The organism is Mesorhizobium sp. M1050 (assembly GCF_040318715.1).
GTDB lineage: Bacteria > Pseudomonadota > Alphaproteobacteria > Rhizobiales > Rhizobiaceae > Mesorhizobium.
In genome coordinates this window covers 16,730-36,555 of record NZ_JAMYMV010000038.1, presented here as the reverse complement: position 1 = coordinate 36,555, position 19,826 = coordinate 16,730, and the positions used below count along the sequence as shown (strand labels likewise).

The following is a 19,826-nucleotide window of genomic DNA, read 5'->3' as shown; positions in this document are numbered from 1 at the left end:
TGACCAGCCTTCAAGCAGCTTCGGCCAGGCACTTGGCACACGTCCCGCGGAATTCGATCACCGCCTTCTTGGCGGCGAAGCCGGTGGAGCGCACCCATTCGTCCAGTTGGTGACCGACATCGTGGTCGGACATTTCGGTCACTTGCCCGCATGTGTCGCAGATTGCGAAGGCGGTCATCGAGTGGCTGTGATCATGCGGCTCGACGCAAGCGACGAAGGAGTTGATGCTTTCGAGCCGATGCACAAAACCGGACTTCACCAGTGTGTCGAGGGCCCGATAGACCTGCAGCGGCGCGCGGAAACCGCGCTCGCGCAACTGGTCGAGCAAGGTGTAGGCACTGAGCGGGCCACTGGCAGCCTCAAGCTTCTCAAGCACGCACAGCTGGTTCTTCGTCAGCACATCCCTTGCCGCCATGGTCCTTGATCCAACTCGCGTCTTGCGTCGCTCGCGCATCATTTCCGCGCGCAAACGACCCCTGTCCCACCCAGATAGCGACGAACAGGCATTTTTGCTACTGTTTCCAGCATCTCTGCGCCGGAAGGCTGCCGAGAACCGCGCCTTGTCGATCGGAGCAGGATAACAGGCGGGTTGCTCTCCGATGCAACATTCAAAATACTGACAAAATCCTCGGCAAGGATAGCGTCACTTGGGAATTCGATCGGGCTTGGGGAAGCAATCATGATCAAATTGACGCGGCGGACGCTGCTGGTCGGCACGTCCGCGCTGACGATGGCCGGCATGGTGTCGTTCCGGACCATGGCCGCATCGCGCACATACCATGCGCTGCTGGTCGCCTGCACCGAATATCCTGCTCTGCCGCAGAGGAACTGGCTGGTCGGTCCGAAGAACGATGCCGGGCTCGTCCGCGAATATCTTCTGAAGAACGTGCCCGACCCAGTGCGGTTCGCGCCCGAGAATGTCACGCTGCTCGCCAAGGATGTCCCCGGCGCCAGTGGCCTGCCGACCCATGCGGCGATCAAGGCCGCTCTGGCCGACCTTGCCGCCAAGGTTCAGCGCGACGATTTCGTCTATCTGCACCTGTCCGGTCACGGCGCCCAGCAGCCGCAGATGGTCAAGGGCGACGAGACCGACAGGCTCGACGAGATCTTCCTGCCCGTCGACATCGACAAATGGATCAACCGCGATGCCGGCGTGCCGAATGCGCTGGTCGACAACGAGATCGGCGCGGCACTCGACGCCATTCGAAACAAGGGCGCCTTCGTCTGGGTCGTGTTCGACTGCTGCCACTCCGGCACCGCGACACGGGCCGTCGAGGTCGACGACGAGCTGGAACGCAAGGTCGAGTTTGCCGACCTGGTCGGCGGCAATAAGGCTGAACGGGCGGCTGCGATCAAGGCCTACGACGAGGTGACATCGGCCGCTGGCTCGCGTGGCATCGACGACAAAGGCACGCGCAAGCCTGCCTTCAACCTGACCCCAACCGGCGGCGAACCAATCGCCAAGGGCAAGCTGGTCGCCTTCTACGCCGCGCAGACGGTGGAGACGACCCCGGAAATGCCGCTGCCCAAAGGCGCAACGGACGCCCCGCGCTTTGGCCTGTTCACCTTCACCATCCTGTCGAAACTGGCCGAGAATCCCAACGTCACCTACCGCCAACTCGGCCAGGCCGTGCTGCAGCAATATTCGGCCGACAGCCGCACCCGGCCAACGCCGCTGTTCGAAGGCGAACTGGATGCCCGTGTGTTCGGCACCGACAGGACCGACGCGGTCATGCAGTGGCCTGTCGTCATCAAGGACGGCGAGGCGACGATCGGCGCCGGGCTGCTGCACCGACTCACCCCCGGCAGCAAGCTCGCCATCCTGCCTTCGGCGCTGTCCCCGCTTTCCGACGCGATCGGATTTTTGGAAGTTCGGTCGGCAAAGAACCTGGAAAGCCGCGTCAAGCCGGTCGAGTTCGACAAGAAGCCGGCGCTCAAGGTCGCCGACATTCCGGCCAACGCCTATGCGCGGGTGGCGGAGATCGCCGTCGACTACAAGCTCGTCGTCGCGCGGCCTGCCGTGGCCAAGGGACTTGAGACGGAGACCGCGCTTGTCAATTCGGTTCTCGACGAACTGGCCACAGCCAAGGAGACGGGTTTCAACATCGAGGTGGTAGAGCCCGGCAAAGGCGCCGAGCTCCGCCTTGCGGTGCTACGCGAGAATGCTCTTACCGGCGCCGACAAGGATGCGACTGACAAGCCGGCGCTGTGGTTCCTGCCGGCGTCGGGCGATGTGACCCTGAAGGAGGACAGCAAGCCGCCGCTGATCATCATCCACATGGACGACCGGCAGAAGCTGGTCGATGCAACGACCAGGAACCTGCGCACCATCTTCCGTGCCACCGGGCTTTCACGGCTGGCGGCGGCCTCCGATTACAAGCCCGAGGACGTCGACGTCCAGTTCCAGGTCAAACGCCGTGACAAGGATGGTCTGGAACCGCTCCAGGCTTCAGTGGTGCCGCGCGTCTCGCCGGGCGACGAAGTGCATGTGCTGGCCAAGAACAGCTCGGACCTTCTGGTCGATATCAACGTGCTCTATGTCGGCAGCGATTATTCGATCACCCACATCGTTGCCGAGCGCCTCGCCCCTCAGGCCACGCTAGAGGAGGGACTGCTCGCCTTCACCGACACCAGCTTCGGCATGGAACGGATGATTGCGGTTCTGACCGAGGCGCCGCCGGAGAGCGAGGAGCAGGACCTGAGTTTCCTGGCACAGGACGGCGTCGCCTCTGCGACACGCGGAATGGGCTCCGCCAGCTTCTCCGACATGCTGACCGATCTCGGCATGGCGCCTGCAACTCGCTCGGTGATGCGGCTTGCCGACAAGGGCGGGCCGAAAGGCGCTGTGATGATCTTCCCGATGGAGACGGTGCCGCGCGGTTGAGCCGATGGCGGAGGCGACGGCCAGCCCTTGCGCCATCGACGCGATATGAGAACATTCCCGCCCCCAGCCTTGGTGCATGACGGCCGGATGAAACGGACAGGACCGATTGTGAGGAATTCTATGTTTTCCTGGTGTGGAACAGTGACCGGCCTTGCCGGCGGCCTGTTGCTGATCGCCAATGCCTCTGCGGACGAGGCATGCGGCCTGTGCGTCAAGCAGATCGTCACCAATTCGGAGCTGGCGACGTGTTTTCTCGATCAATATGACCAGATCGCCAAAAGTGCCAGCGGTGCCATTGTCGTCGATCTCAGCAACTGTGCCTCGCGCGGCGTCGTCGAAGCCTTGCCGTCACCGAACAGGGGAGCGATGGAGCCCGACGTGCAGTTCATGATTTCGCGCCTGCAGCTGGAATGCCTGAAAAAGAAGCTGGAGGCGCCGGGCATCGTGCTGGATCCCTCCGCCACCATCGAACTGGACAGCTGCGGATGAAGAAACCGGCGGGCAACACCAGGCAAACAGCAGCGCCCGCAAAGGCGCTTGCCGCGAAATCGCCACTGCCGGAAACCACGGAAGGTTTCCCGTGGCCGAGCAGCCATGAGATCAAGAAGGAGAGCAATCCCTTCACCGACCGCGACTGGCGCATGCTGGCCTATGCCTGGTCGGGCATGGCGGTGCGTATCGCCATCATCTTCACCTTGATGTTCTCGGTCTATCAGTTCCTGGCCAACCAGGAGCAGAAGCGCGTCGAGCAGACCATGTCGCTGGTCGAACTTTGGGAAAACAAAGACTACCAGCAGGCGCAGCGCGCGCTGAAAGATCGTCTAACGGCCCTCAATGCCAAATATGACAATTTGCTCAGCGCCAACCCCTCGCCTACCGAGGAGCAGGTGTTCCGGCAGCGGATCGGCATCGAAGCCATGACCGCCGCCGGCGGCGACATGCCGCTCGCCGATTTCAGCGAGAATTTCGACCGCATCGTCTATTTCCTCAACCGCCTATCCTCCTGCGTCGACGGCGACCTGTGTTCGCGCAAGGTGACCGATGCGTACTTCCGCGACTATGCCGTCTCGTTCTGGAGCTATTTTGCCGGCTATGTCGACAAGCAGCGCAAGGCGGGTTCACCCGCTTTTGCCTCGGCAATCGAGACCTATGTGCGCAATGCGCCGCCTGCGGACGAAGTCAAATAGCGATGGGAAAAATCGACCTCCGCCTGATGCGCGCCTGCCGCTGGCTGGCTCTGGGCGGAGCATTGATCGGGACTTCGGTTGCCCGTGCCGAGGACGCACCGGATTTCCACCTCGACCTCGACACTGGCGGCCATAGCGCGCAAGTCACCGATCTCACCTTCACACCCGATGGCGAAGACATCGTCTCGGCATCCAGTGACAAAACCATGCGCATCTGGGACTGGCGGAGTGGCGTGACGCTGCGCACTATCCGCGGCTATCTCGGCAATGGCAGCGACGGCAAGATCTTCGCGATCGCGGTCTCGCCCGACGGCAAGACGATTGCCGCAGGCGGCTATTTCGGCGCCAGCCTTGGCGACAAGCCGCCCTATGGCGATATCAGGCTGTTCGACTTTGCCACCGGCAAGATCAAGGCTGTACTCAAGGCCGCCGATTACGCGACCTATGATCTCGCCTTCTCTCCCGATGGCAAGACGCTGGCTGCCGGTGGCGCCGACGGCATCGTCTATCTCTGGCGCTTTGACGACAAATCCGCGACCGGCTGGTCACTGGACAAGAAGCTCGACGCCGATTCCTGGCACATCGACAAGCTCGCCTTCGCCGCCGGTGGAACCCGACTGGCCGCGACGACCACCGACAATGGTATCCGGCTGTGGGACGTCGTGAACGGCGAGGAGATCCAATTGCCCGACGTAGCCGAGCCGCTGCGGGACATCAGCGTGATGGCGCTGGCCGTTTCGCCCGACGGGGCCTTGTTCGCCACCGGCAGCAAGGACGGGCAGGTCCAGCTCTGGCGCGCGACCGATGGCACGCTGGCACGCGCCATGCCGACTCAGGATTTCTTCATCGGTTCGCTGACTTTCGCCAAGGATGCGCGGCTGATCGCCTCCTGCGGCTACCGCTGCGCCGACACACACCGCTCCATCGTCTGGAACACCGACACCGGCGAAAAGGTGCTCGACTATACCGGCCATGACGGCACTGTCTATGCCAGCGGCGCCAACGCCGATGGTTCGCTGGTCGCAACCGCCGGCGGCACGCGCCACGCCATCCAGGTCTGGGATCCCGCGAACGGCGAACGCAAGGCACTGCTGCAGGGAGTGGGCGAACCTGTAACCGCCGTCGGCATCGACGCGGCGAACGACGTCGTCGCCTGGGGCAACGCCAACCCTTGCCCCGAGCGCGTGGCCTGTCCCGAACAGCAGGGCGCGCTGGACAACAAATTGGTGCTGCCGACCACCGAACGCTTCTTCGAGGACCCGCAGCCGCTGACGGAGCCAAGCTCGTTCGACCGCGCCGCCCTTGTCGACGGCCAGTGGTCGCTGCGTGCCGCGACGGGCGGCAAGGACGCACTGGAAAACGCTGTGCTGGAGATTGCCAATGGCGGCAAGCTGGTGCGCAGCATCGAAAACGACGCCACCAACGGCTTTGTCCATTCCGCCTACACGCTGATCGGCAAAGGTCTTGGCCTGATCACCGGCGGCAATGACGGCACGCTGATCGAGTACAGAACCGCGACCGCGAAAGTGTCGGGCGAGTACACCGGCCATACGGCCGATATCAATGCCATGGTCGCCTCGGAGAAGGCTGGCCTGCTGGTGACCGGCAGCGCCGACCAGACGCTGAGGCTTTGGAACCTGAAGACGCACGAACTGATCGTCTCGATGTTCTTCGCCGGTTCGCAATGGATCGTCTGGATGCCGCAGGGCTACTATTATTCCTCCGACGAGGGCGACAAGCTGATCGGCTGGCAGGTTAACCAGGGCCGCGACCGTGAAGGCCGCTTCATCCGCGCCGGGCAGTTGAAGAAATATCTTTGGAGCCCCGAGATGGTGCGCCGGGCAATTATCCTGCGCAGCGCCAAACAGGCGGTCGAGGAGATGCGGCCCGGCGTCGACAACGAGTTGCAGAAGCTTTTGCAGCGCAAGCCGCCGGAGTTCGGCATCCGTCTGGCGGAAGACCAGAGCAAGGTCCGCGACGGCTACGTCGCCGTCGAGATATCAGGCGCCAAGGAAGCTGGAACCGATGTCGCCGGCTTCTCGATCCTGTCGAACAGTCGCAATGTCGGCGATGTCACCGCGCGCTCGGTGGACGGCAACAGCACCACTGTCGAGATACCGGTCGAGAACGGCAAGAACACCATCCGCATCACCGGCACCAACGAATATGGCTATCTGACCGAACGCAGCGTGACGGCACTGGCGAGGAAGACCGAGAAGACCGAGGCCAAAGGCAAGCTCTATGTAGCGGTCATTGGGGTCGACAAATATCCGTTCCTGACCGACGCCTGTTCGGGCCATGCCTGCGACCTGCGCTACCCCGTCGATGATGCCACCGAGTTTCTCAAGGTGATCTCCCAGAAATCAGCGCCGCTGTTTTCATCCATGGAAACGCTGGTTCTGGTCAACCGCGACGCACTCGACGAGAACTCCGACAAGGCCAGACAGACTTATGCAGTCGCCAGTGCCGACGGCATCATGGAGCCCGACTCCGACACGATCGACGACCAGCTCGCCGACTTCCTCGATAGGCCCCGCGAGCACGACACCACCATCATCTTCGTCGCCGGCCACGGCATCAACATCGATGAGGATTACTATTTCATCCCGACTAACGGCCGCAAACAGGATGCCGAGCGCTGGAAACGTTCCTCGCTTGTCGACTGGTCGGACATCCAGAAATCGGTAGAGCGCGCCAAGGGCATGCGCTTCATGCTGCTCGACACCTGCCATGCCGCCAACGCCTTCAACCCGCGCCTGGAAAAGGACGCGCAGGATGCGCGCATTGTCGTGTTCTCGGCCACCGCCGCCAACAACACCGCCGCCGAACTGCCCGAGCTCGGCCACGGCGTCTTCACCTATTCGATCCTCGAAGGCTTGCGCGGAAAGGCCAGGACTTCGGACGGCGGCGTCACGCTGTTCGGCCTTGCCGATTATATTTCTCGCGAGGTGGTGCGGCTGACGTCCTCGAAGCAGAAGCCGTTCTACTACGTCGGCGGCGTGGAGAACATTGTGCTCGCCGAGCCATGAGGGAGCGAGGTCTGCGCCAAGGCACCCCCCTCTGTCCTGCCGGACATCTCCCCCGCAAGGGGGGAGATCGGCTGTCAGGGCTGCTTACGCTGATCTGCAGCGCTGCAAGAAAACTCGCGAGGCGGAAGCTGCCAATCTCCCCCCTTGCGGGGGAGATGTCCGGCAGGACAGAGGGGGGTGCCTGCGCGCCGGCCAGCATCCTGCTGATCTTCGCCATCACTCTCCTGCCCCTCCCCACCTTCGCCGCACCTGTCGTCTGCCCGCCGGGTACCGAGAACTTTCCGCCCTTCTACGACGACGCCTCGCTGTTCAAGGAGGCCATCGCCAACGTCGCCGATGTCGAGCCGTCCAACCAGCGGCTGACCGGCATCACGGTGCCGCACCATCTGCTGGCCGCCGACCTGGTGGCGCTGGGGTTCCGGGCGGCGTCCGGTTTCCGCTACAAACGGATCATCATCCTGTCGCCGGACCATTTCCACAAGACGCACAAGCTCTACGCCACCACGCTGCGCGGCTTCGACACCGTGCTTGGCCCGGTCGCGGCCGACACCGACGCCGTGCGGCGGCTTGAGACGAACAGCGACATGGTCGAAGAGTCGTGCCTGTTCGACAAGGAGCATGGCGTACGCGCCATGCTGCCGTTCCTGCATCACTATTTCCCGGAAGCGAAAATCGTTCCCGTGGCGATGTCTGTCAAGGCACGACGAGGCGACTGGGACAGACTGGCCGAGGCGCTGAAGCCGATCGTCGACCAGGACACGCTCATCGTCGAGTCCACCGACTTCTCGCACTATCTGCCGCAGCATGACTCCAGGCGCTTCGACCAGCAGTCCCTGAACATGCTGGCCGCCGGTTCGCTCGACGGCATAGCAGCACTTCGCCAGCCCGATCATGCCGATTCCGTCGGCGCGCTCTATATCCAGACCAGGCTGCAGCGCGAGCTGTTCGGCGCCCAACCGGTGGTCGTCGCCAATGAGAATTCGCAGGAACACACGTCGGACTATGTCGAGCGGACCACCAGCTATGTCGTTGCGCTGTTCGGCGCCTTCGGTCCTGGCTTCAACAATCCGACACGGCCAAAGGACAGGATCTACTATCTCGCAGGCGACGTGAATTTCGGCCGCGCCATGAAGAAGATCCTGGTTCGTGACGGTGTAGCCGACCGCATCGTCGGCAACGTTCTGGCGCTGACCGGATCGCGGCCGTTGATCATCAATCTCGAAGGTGTCATCCTGCCAAACGTTCCGGAAGCGATCGACGACATGACGCTGGCAATGCCGGAGGGCCTGGCTGTGGACATGCTGAAGAGGCTGCATGTCGCCGGCGTCGGTCTCGCCAACAACCACGCCTACGATCTCGGTCCGTCGGGCTACGCCGAGACGCTGCGCGCCCTGGATGAAGCCGGCATTCCGCATTTCGGGCAGGGCGAGACGCTGGCGCTTGCCGATATCGACCTGGTTGGCCTGACCGACATCGACACCAACGGTTCGAAGAACACCGACCTGCTCATCCCTGCCCTGCTCGACCGGCTGCTTCACGAGGATGCCGAGCGGCCAGTGGTCGCCTTCGTCCACTGGGGCCGCGAATACAAGACCGCACCGTCGAAGCGGGAAGACATGCTTGCCGACCAGATGCGCCTGCGCGGCGCTTCAGTCATCGTCGGCGGTCATCCGCATGTGTCGAGTGAGGCGATCGTCCCGCTTGCCGGCGGCGATGTGGCGGAGGTCTATTCGCTCGGCAATTTCCTGTTCGACCAGCGCGCCGAACGGTCATCGGGATCGATGCTGGAACTGCGCGTCTTTGCCCAGGGCACGATCTTCACCAGGCTCATCCCGCTGCCCAACTATTTCGAGATGGGCAGAAAATGAACGCTTCCAGGGTGTGTTGAGATTCAGGTCAGGCCGAGTCGAAAACGGTAGGTTCCGAGAACCGGAGCGGAGCGTACTTTTTGTACGCGAGCACCGGAAGCGCAGGAAGCTGCCGTTTGCAGGCCGGCATCATCTGAATATCAAGGCACCCTAGCCGCAGCCGACCATATCGCGCGGCAAGTAGCAGGCCGCCGGCTCGGTCTTGGTCTCGAACAGCGACTGCTTCGGGCGGAAATAGAAGAAGGTTACGGGCTTGCTCTCGCGCACGCTGCCGTCGGCGAAATGCGCGGCGATGCTGAACCTGTGGATCGACGACATTGACGACCACATCTTCAGCCGCGCCGTATAGGCGCTGATCTTCTTGTTGCCGCGCACCGGCATGGCGATTGTGTAGTCATACTTGCCGATCGGAAACTCGATGTTCTGGTAGCGCATGGCTTCCGGCGTACCGCCACCGCCATCACCGCATTCGGCCATTGATTCCGGTGTCTCAAAGACCGCCATGGTGATGGAGGTGCGGAACGGCTCGCTCTGCTGGTAGACATGACCTTCGTCGTCCGCCCAGGAATAGTCGAACTTGCCGATCGCATTCAGCGTCATCGCCTGTTCGACATTGTCGAGATAGTCAGCGACCTCGCCGAATTTGATCTTGTTGGTCAGCCGGCTGCGGCAGACATTGAGACTGTCTACCGAAGGACAGGGAAAACGCCCTGTCTCCAGGCTGGCCGTATCGACGCCGGCCTCCGTGAGCACGCTCTTTACCGACACGTCGACCCCGTCGCCGAAACTGCCGACGTCCTTTGTAAACATGCGGCTGGGATCACCGGTCGGATTGCCCTCGTCATCGACCGCGGTGAACTGGATCGACATCTTCATGTCCTTAGCGTCGCCCCAGCCATTGTTGACGATCGAGAAATCCGGCCTGAAGCCGACGCAGCCGAAATGCTCCGATATCGACAGCATCGGCTTGCGATAGGCATCGCTGGCGGCAACCCTCATCTCCAGGCTGTCGAGCTTGACCTTGGACTGATCGGACGTCTTGAGATCAACTTCGGCAAAGGCCGGCGAGTCCTCCCAATCCATGCCTTGATAGACATTGCCGGTGGCGACCTGGCCGGTGCCGCTCCAGCTGTCATTGTACTGATCGGATTGCGGATAGATCGCGATGTCCTCGTCGCGCACCAGATGCTGGTATTGCATGTCGGATTGCTGGGTCATGCGCTGGTCGACGGCCACGCCGATCTCGACCTTGCCGGCATCGCCGCCGCCGGTCTGCGCCTTGAGGAGTCCGCCCACCTTGGCGTCGGCCAGCACGTCGGGGCGCGAGCCGCCGACCTCCTTGCCCCTTGCCCATTGCGAATCGTAGGCGGTGCCTCCGGCCAGCCGGGTGCGGCCCTTGCCATCCTTCAACCCGTCGACAAATGAGCCGGCAAAAATCTCCCCCGTCTTTGACAGGAGCCGCCCCTCGCCATTCGGCACGCCGGCAACGAACTGACCTTCGTAGCGGTTGCCCTCCACATCGAGATGGACGCCATTGCCGTTGAGTTCTCCGGCGAGCCAATGTCCATCGAAAACCTCGCCCGAACGCAGCTCGAGCCGGCCCTGCCCGTCGAAGCGGCCTTGCCTGATGTCACCGAAATAGCTGGAATAGATGGTTTTGGGATCATAGCTGGCCGAGCCACGCACCCGCCACACCAGCCTACCCCTGCCGTTGATGGTGCCGTCTTCGGCAATCGTCCGGTCAGGCGACTGGCCCGCCGCCGGCTCCCAGACGAAGTCGAGTCCCTTTTCCGGATGGAAATCCCACACCCGGACCGTCCTGCGCAGCACGGAGCGCGTGTCTGCCTGGTAGAGGATCTGCACCCGTTCCGCCCAGACGCCAGCGGCTGGTGCGGCGGCCGGATCGGCGAAGGCTGGCGAAAGCATCAATGCGACCAGCATCGACGCGGCCGCGATCGCCAACACTACCTTCACCCGCGCCATCCCAAAACCCCTTTGGATGCCTACCTCTTGGCCGTTCAAGCGTAGTCGGCGAACCAGCCTCGTGCAAGAGAACCGCAGCGGAAGTGCCGCCAAGCAAAAGGCGGCGGGATTGCTCCGCCGCCTTTCCACTGCGAATGCGCAGCGATTATTTGTACAGGCTGTTGATCCACTGGATGTTGGCAGCGTTCAAGCGAACGGCTGTGTTCGCGTCGGGGCTTTCCGCCACATTGACGCCGGTGATGATGCGCTGCTTGGAATTGTTGTCATAGGCATAAACTGAGCTGCCGCTCGATCCCGGGAACGTGTCGCAGTCATACTGGAAATATTCCGGGGCGATGTTCTCGGCTTGCACTTCGCAGTTTGCCTTCCACATCGTACCCATTGGCTTGTCGCCGGGATAGCCGACGAGGTTGGCGGTGAAGTCGCCGAGATCGTCATAGTTGGCGTAGCCCAGCCAGCCGAGGTTGGTGCCGACATCCTCCTTCAGCGTGATGATGCCAAGATCCCACGGGATCACGGAGCCATAATAGCCCTGGTAGTTGTCGATGAAGCCTTGCAGCACATAGGCGCTTTCAAAGGCGAAGGCGCCGAATGGTGCGTCATCGGCGGTGCTGCCATTGAGCCCTGGCACGAACAGATACTCGGAGAGCCAGTCCTTGTCCTCATGGCTATAGAGGCAGTGCGCCGCCGTGAGCACCGTGCGCGGGCCGATCAGCGTTGCCGAACAGCTGCCATAACTGCCCGTCTTCGCCGACTTGGCTTCGAGATAGCCTATCGCCGAGAACGGATAGGTCTTGGTGTTCTTGACCTGCTCGCGATCGTCGGTGCCGAAAACCTGGCGGCCGGCTTCGCCTTCGCCGAGATCCGGATCCTCGGTCTTCCGCTCAGCCCCGTCTTTTCCATTGGCCGGAGCATTCAGTTCCTTGATGATAAGATCCCTCAGCGCTTCGCTCGGCTCGATCTTGATCTCCTTGCCATCGGCGGACCGTCCGACGATGCCATAGGATTTGACAGCCGTTGCTTCGTCAGCAAGCGGCGCGGCGCGGCTGTCCTCGTCAGTCAGCTTCGGCGGCGCGATTGGCTTTGCCCGCCCTGGCTTGTAGTTGCCTGAAGTCACGTCTCGCATGCTTTCGCCATTGCCGGCACTGGCCGAGCCAGGATCGGCGGCGAAAACCGGTACCGCCCACATTGCGGTGGAAAGCAATGCGGACGCAATAAGTACGTTTGTCAGTTTTGTCATGGTGAGACTCTCCCAAAAGTCAGCAAGGACTGGATCAAGATATAGAAATATTGTCGAGATCGTGGTGAAGCCGAAAAACGGGCCTGATTACCGGCGCCTGAACCTGATCATCACCCCATTCGGTCTATCGAAGGCCCCGCCAAAGACACCCCGCACAGATATATTGCCTAAATTAATACAACATTGGAATGACAAATCGCTTCCACGTAGCCCGTGGGGGGCTATAGGGTTTTGAGTGGGTTCCGCACGGGAACGCGGTCCGCGAAGCAACGCCTGCTTGCCGGCGACTGTTTCGTTGATCATGCACCGGGGCTGGCTCGTTCGGGAACGTGTCTCAGGAGGATTTCAGGTGCACATTATCCATCGGTTCAAGCCGATCGCCGCCGCGTCGTTGCTCGGCATCGCTGCCGCCCTTGCGGGCGCCAACTCCACGCAGGCGGACGAAGCTGCCGCCAAGCCCGAAGCGGCGGTTTCGCCAATGAAGAGGGTGACCGATGCAAGAGCGAAGGCCGCGGCGGAGAACCCCGACGGCGCCGACCGCGTCTATGGCGGCAACCAGGCAGAAAAGGGCGCCTATCCATTTCAGGTGGCGCTGCTCACCACCGACAGGCTGGACGAGAACCCGGTCTCGCAGGCCAATGCCCAGTTCTGCGGCGGAAGCCTGATCGCACCGCAATGGGTGCTGACGGCGGCACACTGTCTCAACGACGAGGGCCGGCCGATTTCGCCGGAGAGCGTCACCGTGCTGACCGGCGCCACCGATCTAAGCGAGGGTAAACGCCACAAGGTGGTGGAGGTTATCGTCAACGAAGGCTACAGCGAGCAGACTCTCGACAACGACCTCGGCCTGCTCCGGCTTGCTGAACCGGCCGATGCGCCGACCATCAAGGTCACCCATGACGCAACGCCCGATACCGGCAAGACGACGGTCACCGGCTGGGGCAAGATGCAGGATGGCACCTTCCCGACGACACTGATGGTTGCCGACCTCGATCTGGAGCCCAACACCGCCTGCAACAGCGGCATCAAGGCCATCTATGCGCATGACCTGAAGGCAGCACTTGGCGATCTGTCCCACCGTATGCGCTATTCGGAAAAAGGCATCGATGCGGCCGCCAATGCGATCGCCGCCGACATGACCGACCCACTGACCGGCAACATGATCTGCGCCGGCACCACCAGCGGCGTGCGCGATGCCTGCAACGGCGACAGCGGCGGCCCGCTGTTCATGACCGGCACCGGCGGCCCGGTCCAGGTCGGCGTCGTCAGCTGGGGCGAAGGCCCGGCGGACGGCAGTGCGGCCTGCGGCCACAAGGACGCCTATGGCATCTACACCCGGCTGGCCAATTACACCGGCTGGATCGAGGCCAAAATGAAAACTTCTGCTCCGGCGGCGCCTGCAAAACCCAAGGCGGGACTGGGCACGGCTCAGAAGCCGAAGACGCCCTGAACCACGGCTATCTCGCGTTCACATGAAAAACGGCGGGAGTTCCCGTCGTTTTTGTTTTGCCGGCTTATCGAGCGGGTTTACTTCCTCGACGGACCTTTGCGCTCGGCCGAAGCCGCCCACAGATTGATGTCGGATTCGCGCGCATAAGTATCGATCTCGGCGAGTTCGGCGTCGCTGAAGTCGAGCACCTTGAGCGCGCCTACACAGTCCTCGACCTGCTCCGGCCGGCTGGCGCCGATCAACGCCGAGGTCACCTTGCCCTTTCGCAGCACCCAGGCCAGCGCCATCTGCGCCAGCGTCTGCCCGCGCTTGCCGGCGATGGCGTCGAGCGCCTTGATGCTGGCGATGGTCTTGTCGTTGATGAAGGCTGTCTTCAGCGACTTTCCCTGAGAGGCGCGGCTGCCATTAGGAATACCGCCAAGATATTTGTTGGTGAGCATGCCTTGCGCCAGCGGCGAGAATACGATCGAACCGACGCCGAGCCCTTCGAGCGTATCGAGCAGGCCGTCGTCCTCCACCCAACGGTTCAGCATCGAATAGCTCGGCTGGTGGATGACGCAAGGCGTGCCAAGCTGCTTCAAAATATCGGCGGCCTCGCGCGTGCGCTGCGAATTGTAGGACGAGATGCCGGCATAGAGTGCCTTGCCCGAGCGCACGGCATGGTCGAGCGCGCCCATGGTTTCTTCCAGCGGCGTATCCGGGTCGAAACGATGCGAATAGAAGATGTCGACATAGTCGAGTCCCATCCGCTTCAGGCTCTGGTCGAGGCTGGCCAGCACATATTTACGCCCGCCCCATTCGCCGTAAGGGCCGGCCCACATCTCATAGCCGGCCTTGGTCGAGATGATTAGCTCGTCGCGGTAGACGGCGAAATCGGTGCGCAGTATTTCACCGAAAGCGGTCTCGGCCGAGCCGGGCGGCGGGCCGTAATTGTTGGCGAGGTCGAAATGCGTGATGCCCAGGTCGAAGGCCTTGCGCGCGATCGCCTGCTTCGTGCGGTGCGGCGTGTCGTTGCCGAAATTGTGCCATAGCCCCAGCGAGATCGCCGGCAGCTTCAGGCCGGAGCGGCCGCAGCGATTGTAGATCATTTTCTCGTAGCGGGTTTCGGCGGGCATGTAGGGCATCGGAAAATCCTCAAACGGAAGCAAGCCAGGCATCGCGGCAACGCAGCGAGCAGGCTTCGCTCTCACCCTTACCCTCTCCCCGTCGGAACGGGGAGAGGGTTGAGGTGCGCTGCCTACTTCTTCTTTGCCAAGAGCTCTTTCGCTTCCTTGACGCCAAGTGCGGCCGGCCGTTCGCAGGTGGTCTGCATGGCGACGAACTTGCCGGTTTCGCCGGAGCGCAGCAGGCCGGTCATCACATCGACGGCATGCAGCGCCAGTTCCATCGAGCAGCGGTGCGGCCTGCCTTCCGCGATCGCCACCGCCATGTCGGCGAGGCCTGATGTGCGGTAATTGGCCATCATGCCTTGCGAATGCATTTCGTTGGGAACGCCGAACGGATGCGACCATTTCGGCACCTTCTTGACCGGCTTGGCCGAGTTAGTGAAGCGCACGTCGCCACCGAAGAAGTTTGGATCAGGCACGAACACCGTACCCCCTTCACCGTAGAGTTCCATCGGCGCATGGCCGTGAGCCCAAACGTCCCAGCTGGTGTTGAGCGTCACCACGGCACCGTTTTCGAACTCCAGCAGGCCATGGATGGTCGTCGGCGTGTTGACCGGAATCCTTTCACCCGCGCGCGGCTTTGAACTGATCGTGCGTTCCTTGGCCGGCGTCGTTGCGAAGGCAGCGACCTGCTTCACCGGTCCGATCAGCTGGATCAGATTGGTGATGTAGTACGGTCCGATGTCGAGCACCGGACCTGCGCCTGGCTGGAAGAAGAAATCGGGATTGGGGTGCCAGTGCTCCATGCCGTGGCCCATGACGTGACAGGTGCCGCTGGTAATCTTGCCGAGCTTGCCGGTGTCGATCAAGTCGCGGACCAGTTGATGCGCGCCGCCCAGGAATGTGTCGGGAGCCGAGCCGATGCGAAGGCCTTTCGCCTCGGCGCGTTTCTTCAGGTCGAGTCCTTCCTCGACCGACAGCACGAACGGCTTTTCCGAATAGACGTGCTTACCGGCGTCGAGGATCTGCTTCGACACCTCGTAGTGCACCGCCGGGATGGTCAGGTTGACGATGATGTCGATGTCATCAGCCTTCAGCAGCCCGTCGACGGTCTCGGCGCGCAGCTTGAACTCCTTCGCCCGCGCCTTCGCCGCATCCATGTTGATGTCGGCGCAAGCGCGCATCTCAATGCCGCGAAACAGCGGCGCCAGTGAAAAATACGCCTTCGAGATGTTGCCGCAGCCGATGACGCCGATGCCAAGTTTCTTTGCCATGCTGATTGCTCCTAGTAGGTCTTGACGGCTGCGATGGAGCGGCGGGCGAAGCGCTCGATGTCGTTGGGGTTGTCCTGTTCCATGACGTAATATTGGGCGGCAGTCTTGGCGCGCAGCACCTTGATCAGGCCGGCCCAGTCGATGATGCCATGGCCGACATCCGACCAGCCATCCTCATCCAGCCCCTCGCCCGGCTTGGCCATGTCCTTGACATGGACGGCGCTGATGCGCTTGCCGTGCTTATCGATCCAGGGCAGCGGATCATCGCCACCGCGCACCACCCAGGCGACGTCCATCTCCCAGCTTATGTCGGGTGCCGCCGACAGAATGTGATCCTGCGGCACCGAGCCGTCGGCGAGCTTCTTGAATTCGAAATCATGGTTGTGCCAGGCAAAGCCGTAGCCGGCCTTCTTCGCGGCGTCGCCGACCTTGGCCAGCCGCTCACCGAAGCCGCGCCAGCCGGCCGTATCGGATGGCCGCTGGTCGGGCATCAGGAAAGGGCAGATGAGCAGTTTGATGCCAAGCGCGTCTGCAATCTTGCGCACGCCGTCGAAATCGTTCTCGAGCGCGTCGATCGAGAAATGTCCCGTCGGCATGGCGAGCCCGTTCTTGTCGAGTTCAGCGCGAAAGGCCTTGGGATCATCATAGACGCCGCCAAAGCCTTCGACCTGGGTGTAGCCGAGCTTGCCGAGCGTGGCGAGCACACCTTCCCAGGGCTGGAAATTGCGGGCGCTGTAGAGTTGGAATGACCAGTTCATCGTCTCTGTCCGTTTTGGGATTGTCGCTGGAAGGATGGTTGTCGAGAGCTAGATGCGGTTGCCGGTTGCGGCGTCGAAAAGCGAGGCCCGCATCGGATCGAAGCCGATCGTTACCGCCTCATCGTTGTTCGGCGTGCGTTCCGAGGTCACCCTGACGCTGAAATTCTGCTGGGCAAGCTTCAGCCAGACCAGCGTGTCGGAGCCCATCGGTTCGACCACCTCGACATTGGCGGCGGTCGAGAACGGCCAGCCCGTGCCGCTGTTGAGGCTGACATGCTCGGGCCTGATACCGAATACGGCGGGGCCGGCGGCTGGAGGACCGGCAAAGTCATAAGTGCCGAGTGGTATCTCGAGAGAGTCGGCCACGAACCGCCAACCGCCGTCGGCGTCTTCAAGACGGCCGTTGATGAAGTTCATCGCCGGCGAGCCGAGGAAGCCGGCGACGAAGCGGTTGACCGGCCTGTTATAGATGGTCTGCGGCGCATCAAGCTGCTGGATGACGCCGCCCTTCATCACCGCGATACGGTCGGCCAGCGTCATCGCCTCGATCTGGTCGTGGGTGACGTAGATCATGGTGTTCTGCAACTTGCGATGCAGCAGCTTGATCTCGACGCGCAACTCGGCCCGCAGCTTGGCATCGAGGTTGGAGAGCGGCTCGTCGAACAGGAAAACATCGACATCGCGCACCAGCGCCCGTCCGATCGCCACGCGCTGGCGCTGGCCGCCGGAGAGCGCCGCCGGTTTGCGCTGCAGCAGCGGCTCGATCTGCAGGATTTCGGCGGCCCGTGCGATGCGCTTGGCGATCTCGTCTTTCGGCGTGCCGGCGACACGCAGGCCGAAGGACAGGTTCTTCTCTACCGTCATTTGCGGGTAGAGCGCGTAGGACTGGAAGACCATGCCGATGCCGCGGTCCTTGGGCTCTTCCCAGGTGACATTCTTGCCCTTGATGAAGATGCGGCCTTCGGAAACGTCGAGCAGGCCGGCTATGCAGTTGAGCAAGGTCGACTTGCCGCAGCCGGAAGGCCCGAGCAGCACGATGAACTCGCCCTCGGCGACGTCGAGATTGAGCGTCTCCAGGACAGTCACCACACCGAAATTCAGCGACAGGTCCTGGATAGAAACGCTGGTGCCGTTGGCTGCCGTCATCGCCGTCATCCCTTCACCGCGCCGGCGGCGATGCCCCGCACGAAAAGCTTACCGGAAATGAAGTAGACGACGAGCGGCACGAGCCCGGTGAGGATGGTGGCGGCCATGTTGACATTGTACTCCTTCACGCCTTGCACCGAGTTGACGATGTTGTTGAGCTGCACCGTCATCGGATAGGTATCGGGGCGGGTGTAGACGACGCCAAACAGGAAGTCGTTCCAGATGCCGGTCACCTGCAGGATGATGGCCACGACGAAGATCGGCAGCGACATCGGCAGCATGATCCGCAGGAAGATGCCCCAGAAGCCTGCCCCGTCGACGCGCGCCGCCCTGAACAGCTCTTCCGGCATCGAGGCAAAATAATTTCGGAAAAGCAGCGTCAGGATCGGCATGCCGAAAATGGAATGGACGATCACCAGCCCGCTGAGACTCCCATAGAGGCCGATCTCGCGCAGGATGATGACGATCGGATAGATCATCACCTGATAAGGGATGAAGGCGCCGACGATCAGGATGACGAAAAATGTGTCGGCGCCCTTGAAGCGCCAGTTGGCCAGCGCGTAACCGTTCACCGAGGCGATGGCGATCGACAGCAGCACCGACGGCACGGTGATGCGCACCGAATTCCAGAAGCCGCGCGAAAGCCCGTCGCAGTTGAGGCCGGTGCAGGCGGTCGACCACGCCTTGACCCAAGGCTCGAAGGTGATCTCGAGTGGCGGCGAAAAGATGTTGCCGAGCCGGATCTCCGGCATGCCCTTGAGCGAGGTGACGACCATCACATAGAGCGGCAACAGGTAGTAGGCCGCCATGACAAACAATGTGCCGTAGAGAAAGATGTTGCGGCGCGAAATCATGCGGCGCGGCTTCGGGCCGTAGGGGCCGATGATGTCCTGGCGCGCGCCGGCGGCAACGCTTGTCTCAGCGGTGGTGTTTGCAATGTTCATTTGCGCCGCCCGAATTCGAGATAGGCCCAAGGCACGATGACGATCACCACCGAAAGCAGCATCATGGTCGAGGCGGCAAAACCCTGGCCGAGGTTCTGGGCGAAGAACATGTAGTCATAGACGTATTTGGCGGGCACTTCGGAAGCGATGCCCGGGCCGCCGCTGGTCTGGGCCACGACGAGGTCATAGACCTTCACGATGCCGGACGCGATGATGACGAGCGTGGTGATGAAGACCGGCCGCATCATCGGGATGACGATGAACAGATAGGTTTTCCACATCGGTATCCCATCCACCCGCGCGGCTTTCCAGATGTCCTCGTCGATGCCACGCAGGCCGGCCAGCATCAGGCACATGATGAGCCCGGTGCCTTGCCACAGTGCCGCGATCGATATGCCGTAGATGACGATACTGGAATTGTAGAGCGGGTCGAAGCTGAAGCTCTCCCAACCCAACCCCCGCACCACATGCTGGATGCCGAAGTCCGGGTTGAGCAGCCACTGCCAGACAAGGCCGGTGACGATGAACGAGAGCGCAAAGGGATAGAGGAAGATGGTCCGGAACGTGTCCTCGAAGCGTATCTTCTGGTCGAGCAGCGCTGCAAGGAGGAAGCCGACGACCAGTGAGAACACCAGCGAAATCGCGCCGTAGATCAACAGATTCTCGATCGAGATCAGCCAGCGCGGCGTCGCCCACAGCCGGTAATATTGGTCAAGCCCGACAAAATTCAGCCGCGGCAAGAGCTTCGAATTGGTGAAGGAGTAGAGCACCGTCCAAACGGTACCGCCGACGAAAACCGCCATCGCGGTTAGGATCATCGGGATCGAGGCGACCTTCGCATTGAGGTTGCGGAACAGCGGGTTGGGGCGTTCGCTCTTGCTCATGTCGTCAGCCGGCTGGGTAAGGACGGTCTGCTCCCGGCCCTGTTACGGCCGGGAGCAAGGTGAGTGGACTTCA

General features: G+C 62.1%; 14 protein-coding genes and 1 pseudogene. 6 read left to right on the top strand and 9 right to left on the bottom strand.

What is annotated here, in order from left to right; genetic code table 11:
• Positions 1-10: 10 nt before the first annotated feature.
• Complete coding sequence (locus NKH57_RS20340) at positions 11-415, bottom strand: Fur family transcriptional regulator (RefSeq protein WP_023760778.1); 405 nt, start codon at positions 413-415, stop codon at positions 11-13.
• 264 nt (positions 416-679) lie between these two features.
• Here NKH57_RS20340 and NKH57_RS20335 point away from each other — a divergent pair, with 264 nt between their 5' ends.
• From NKH57_RS20335 to amrB, 5 genes and pseudogenes are all read left to right on the top strand, one after another.
• On the top strand, positions 680-2,884 hold the full coding sequence (locus NKH57_RS20335) for a caspase family protein (protein ID WP_352946626.1): 2,205 nt from the start codon (positions 680-682) through the stop codon (positions 2,882-2,884).
• A gap of 141 nt (positions 2,885-3,025) precedes the next feature.
• The gene (locus tag NKH57_RS20330) at positions 3,026-3,373 is read left to right on the top strand and encodes a hypothetical protein (protein ID WP_245266778.1); all 348 of its coding nucleotides are present in this window, start codon (positions 3,026-3,028) and stop codon (positions 3,371-3,373) included.
• Positions 3,370-4,071 carry a DUF4760 domain-containing protein gene (locus NKH57_RS20325; RefSeq protein WP_352946623.1) on the top strand — a complete coding sequence of 234 codons (702 nt, stop codon included), beginning with the start codon at positions 3,370-3,372 and terminating at the stop codon, positions 4,069-4,071. Before NKH57_RS20330 ends, NKH57_RS20325 begins: the two co-directional genes overlap by 4 nt.
• Before the next feature lie 2 nt (positions 4,072-4,073).
• Positions 4,074-7,100 (top strand): hypothetical protein, encoded by a 3,027-nt coding sequence (locus tag NKH57_RS20320; RefSeq protein ID WP_352946620.1) that lies wholly within the window; start codon positions 4,074-4,076, stop codon positions 7,098-7,100.
• A gap of 24 nt (positions 7,101-7,124) precedes the next feature.
• Positions 7,125-8,968: pseudogene (gene amrB / locus NKH57_RS20315) on the top strand (AmmeMemoRadiSam system protein B); the annotation flags it as partial.
• A gap of 150 nt (positions 8,969-9,118) precedes the next feature.
• Here the strand turns inward: amrB and NKH57_RS20310 are convergent.
• The gene (locus tag NKH57_RS20310; RefSeq protein ID WP_352946617.1) at positions 9,119-10,951 is read right to left on the bottom strand and encodes an MORN repeat-containing protein; all 1,833 of its coding nucleotides are present in this window, start codon (positions 10,949-10,951) and stop codon (positions 9,119-9,121) included.
• Between the two features lie 145 nt (positions 10,952-11,096).
• Positions 11,097-12,191: a trypsin-like serine peptidase gene (locus NKH57_RS20305; RefSeq protein WP_023760785.1), complete on the bottom strand. Its 1,095-nt coding sequence runs from the start codon at positions 12,189-12,191 to the stop codon at positions 11,097-11,099.
• A 349-nt stretch (positions 12,192-12,540) separates the two neighbouring features.
• On the opposite strand from NKH57_RS20305, the gene NKH57_RS20300 reads away from it, so the two are divergent.
• Complete coding sequence (locus tag NKH57_RS20300) at positions 12,541-13,641, top strand: S1 family serine peptidase (protein ID WP_352725046.1); 1,101 nt, start codon at positions 12,541-12,543, stop codon at positions 13,639-13,641.
• A gap of 77 nt (positions 13,642-13,718) precedes the next feature.
• Here the strand turns inward: NKH57_RS20300 and mgrA are convergent, their stop codons facing one another.
• The 6 genes from mgrA to NKH57_RS20270 form a co-directional block, all read right to left on the bottom strand.
• On the bottom strand, positions 13,719-14,765 hold the full coding sequence (mgrA, locus tag NKH57_RS20295) for an L-glyceraldehyde 3-phosphate reductase (protein ID WP_352725044.1): 1,047 nt from the start codon (positions 14,763-14,765) through the stop codon (positions 13,719-13,721).
• A 113-nt stretch (positions 14,766-14,878) separates the two neighbouring features.
• Positions 14,879-16,021, bottom strand: a complete 1,143-nt coding sequence (locus NKH57_RS20290; protein WP_352599378.1) for a Gfo/Idh/MocA family protein — start codon at positions 16,019-16,021, stop codon at positions 14,879-14,881.
• An 11-nt stretch (positions 16,022-16,032) separates the two neighbouring features.
• The gene (locus NKH57_RS20285; protein ID WP_352946612.1) at positions 16,033-16,779 is read right to left on the bottom strand and encodes a sugar phosphate isomerase/epimerase family protein; all 747 of its coding nucleotides are present in this window, start codon (positions 16,777-16,779) and stop codon (positions 16,033-16,035) included.
• 48 nt (positions 16,780-16,827) lie between these two features.
• Positions 16,828-17,925: an ABC transporter ATP-binding protein gene (locus NKH57_RS20280; protein WP_352599374.1), complete on the bottom strand. Its 1,098-nt coding sequence runs from the start codon at positions 17,923-17,925 to the stop codon at positions 16,828-16,830.
• 5 nt (positions 17,926-17,930) lie between these two features.
• Complete coding sequence (locus NKH57_RS20275) at positions 17,931-18,869, bottom strand: carbohydrate ABC transporter permease (RefSeq protein ID WP_031260681.1); 939 nt, start codon at positions 18,867-18,869, stop codon at positions 17,931-17,933.
• Positions 18,866-19,753, bottom strand: coding sequence for a carbohydrate ABC transporter permease (locus tag NKH57_RS20270; RefSeq protein ID WP_023760791.1), 888 nt, complete (start codon positions 19,751-19,753; stop codon positions 18,866-18,868). The genes NKH57_RS20275 and NKH57_RS20270 overlap by 4 nt, the downstream gene beginning before the upstream one ends.
• Positions 19,754-19,826 lie beyond the last annotated feature (73 nt).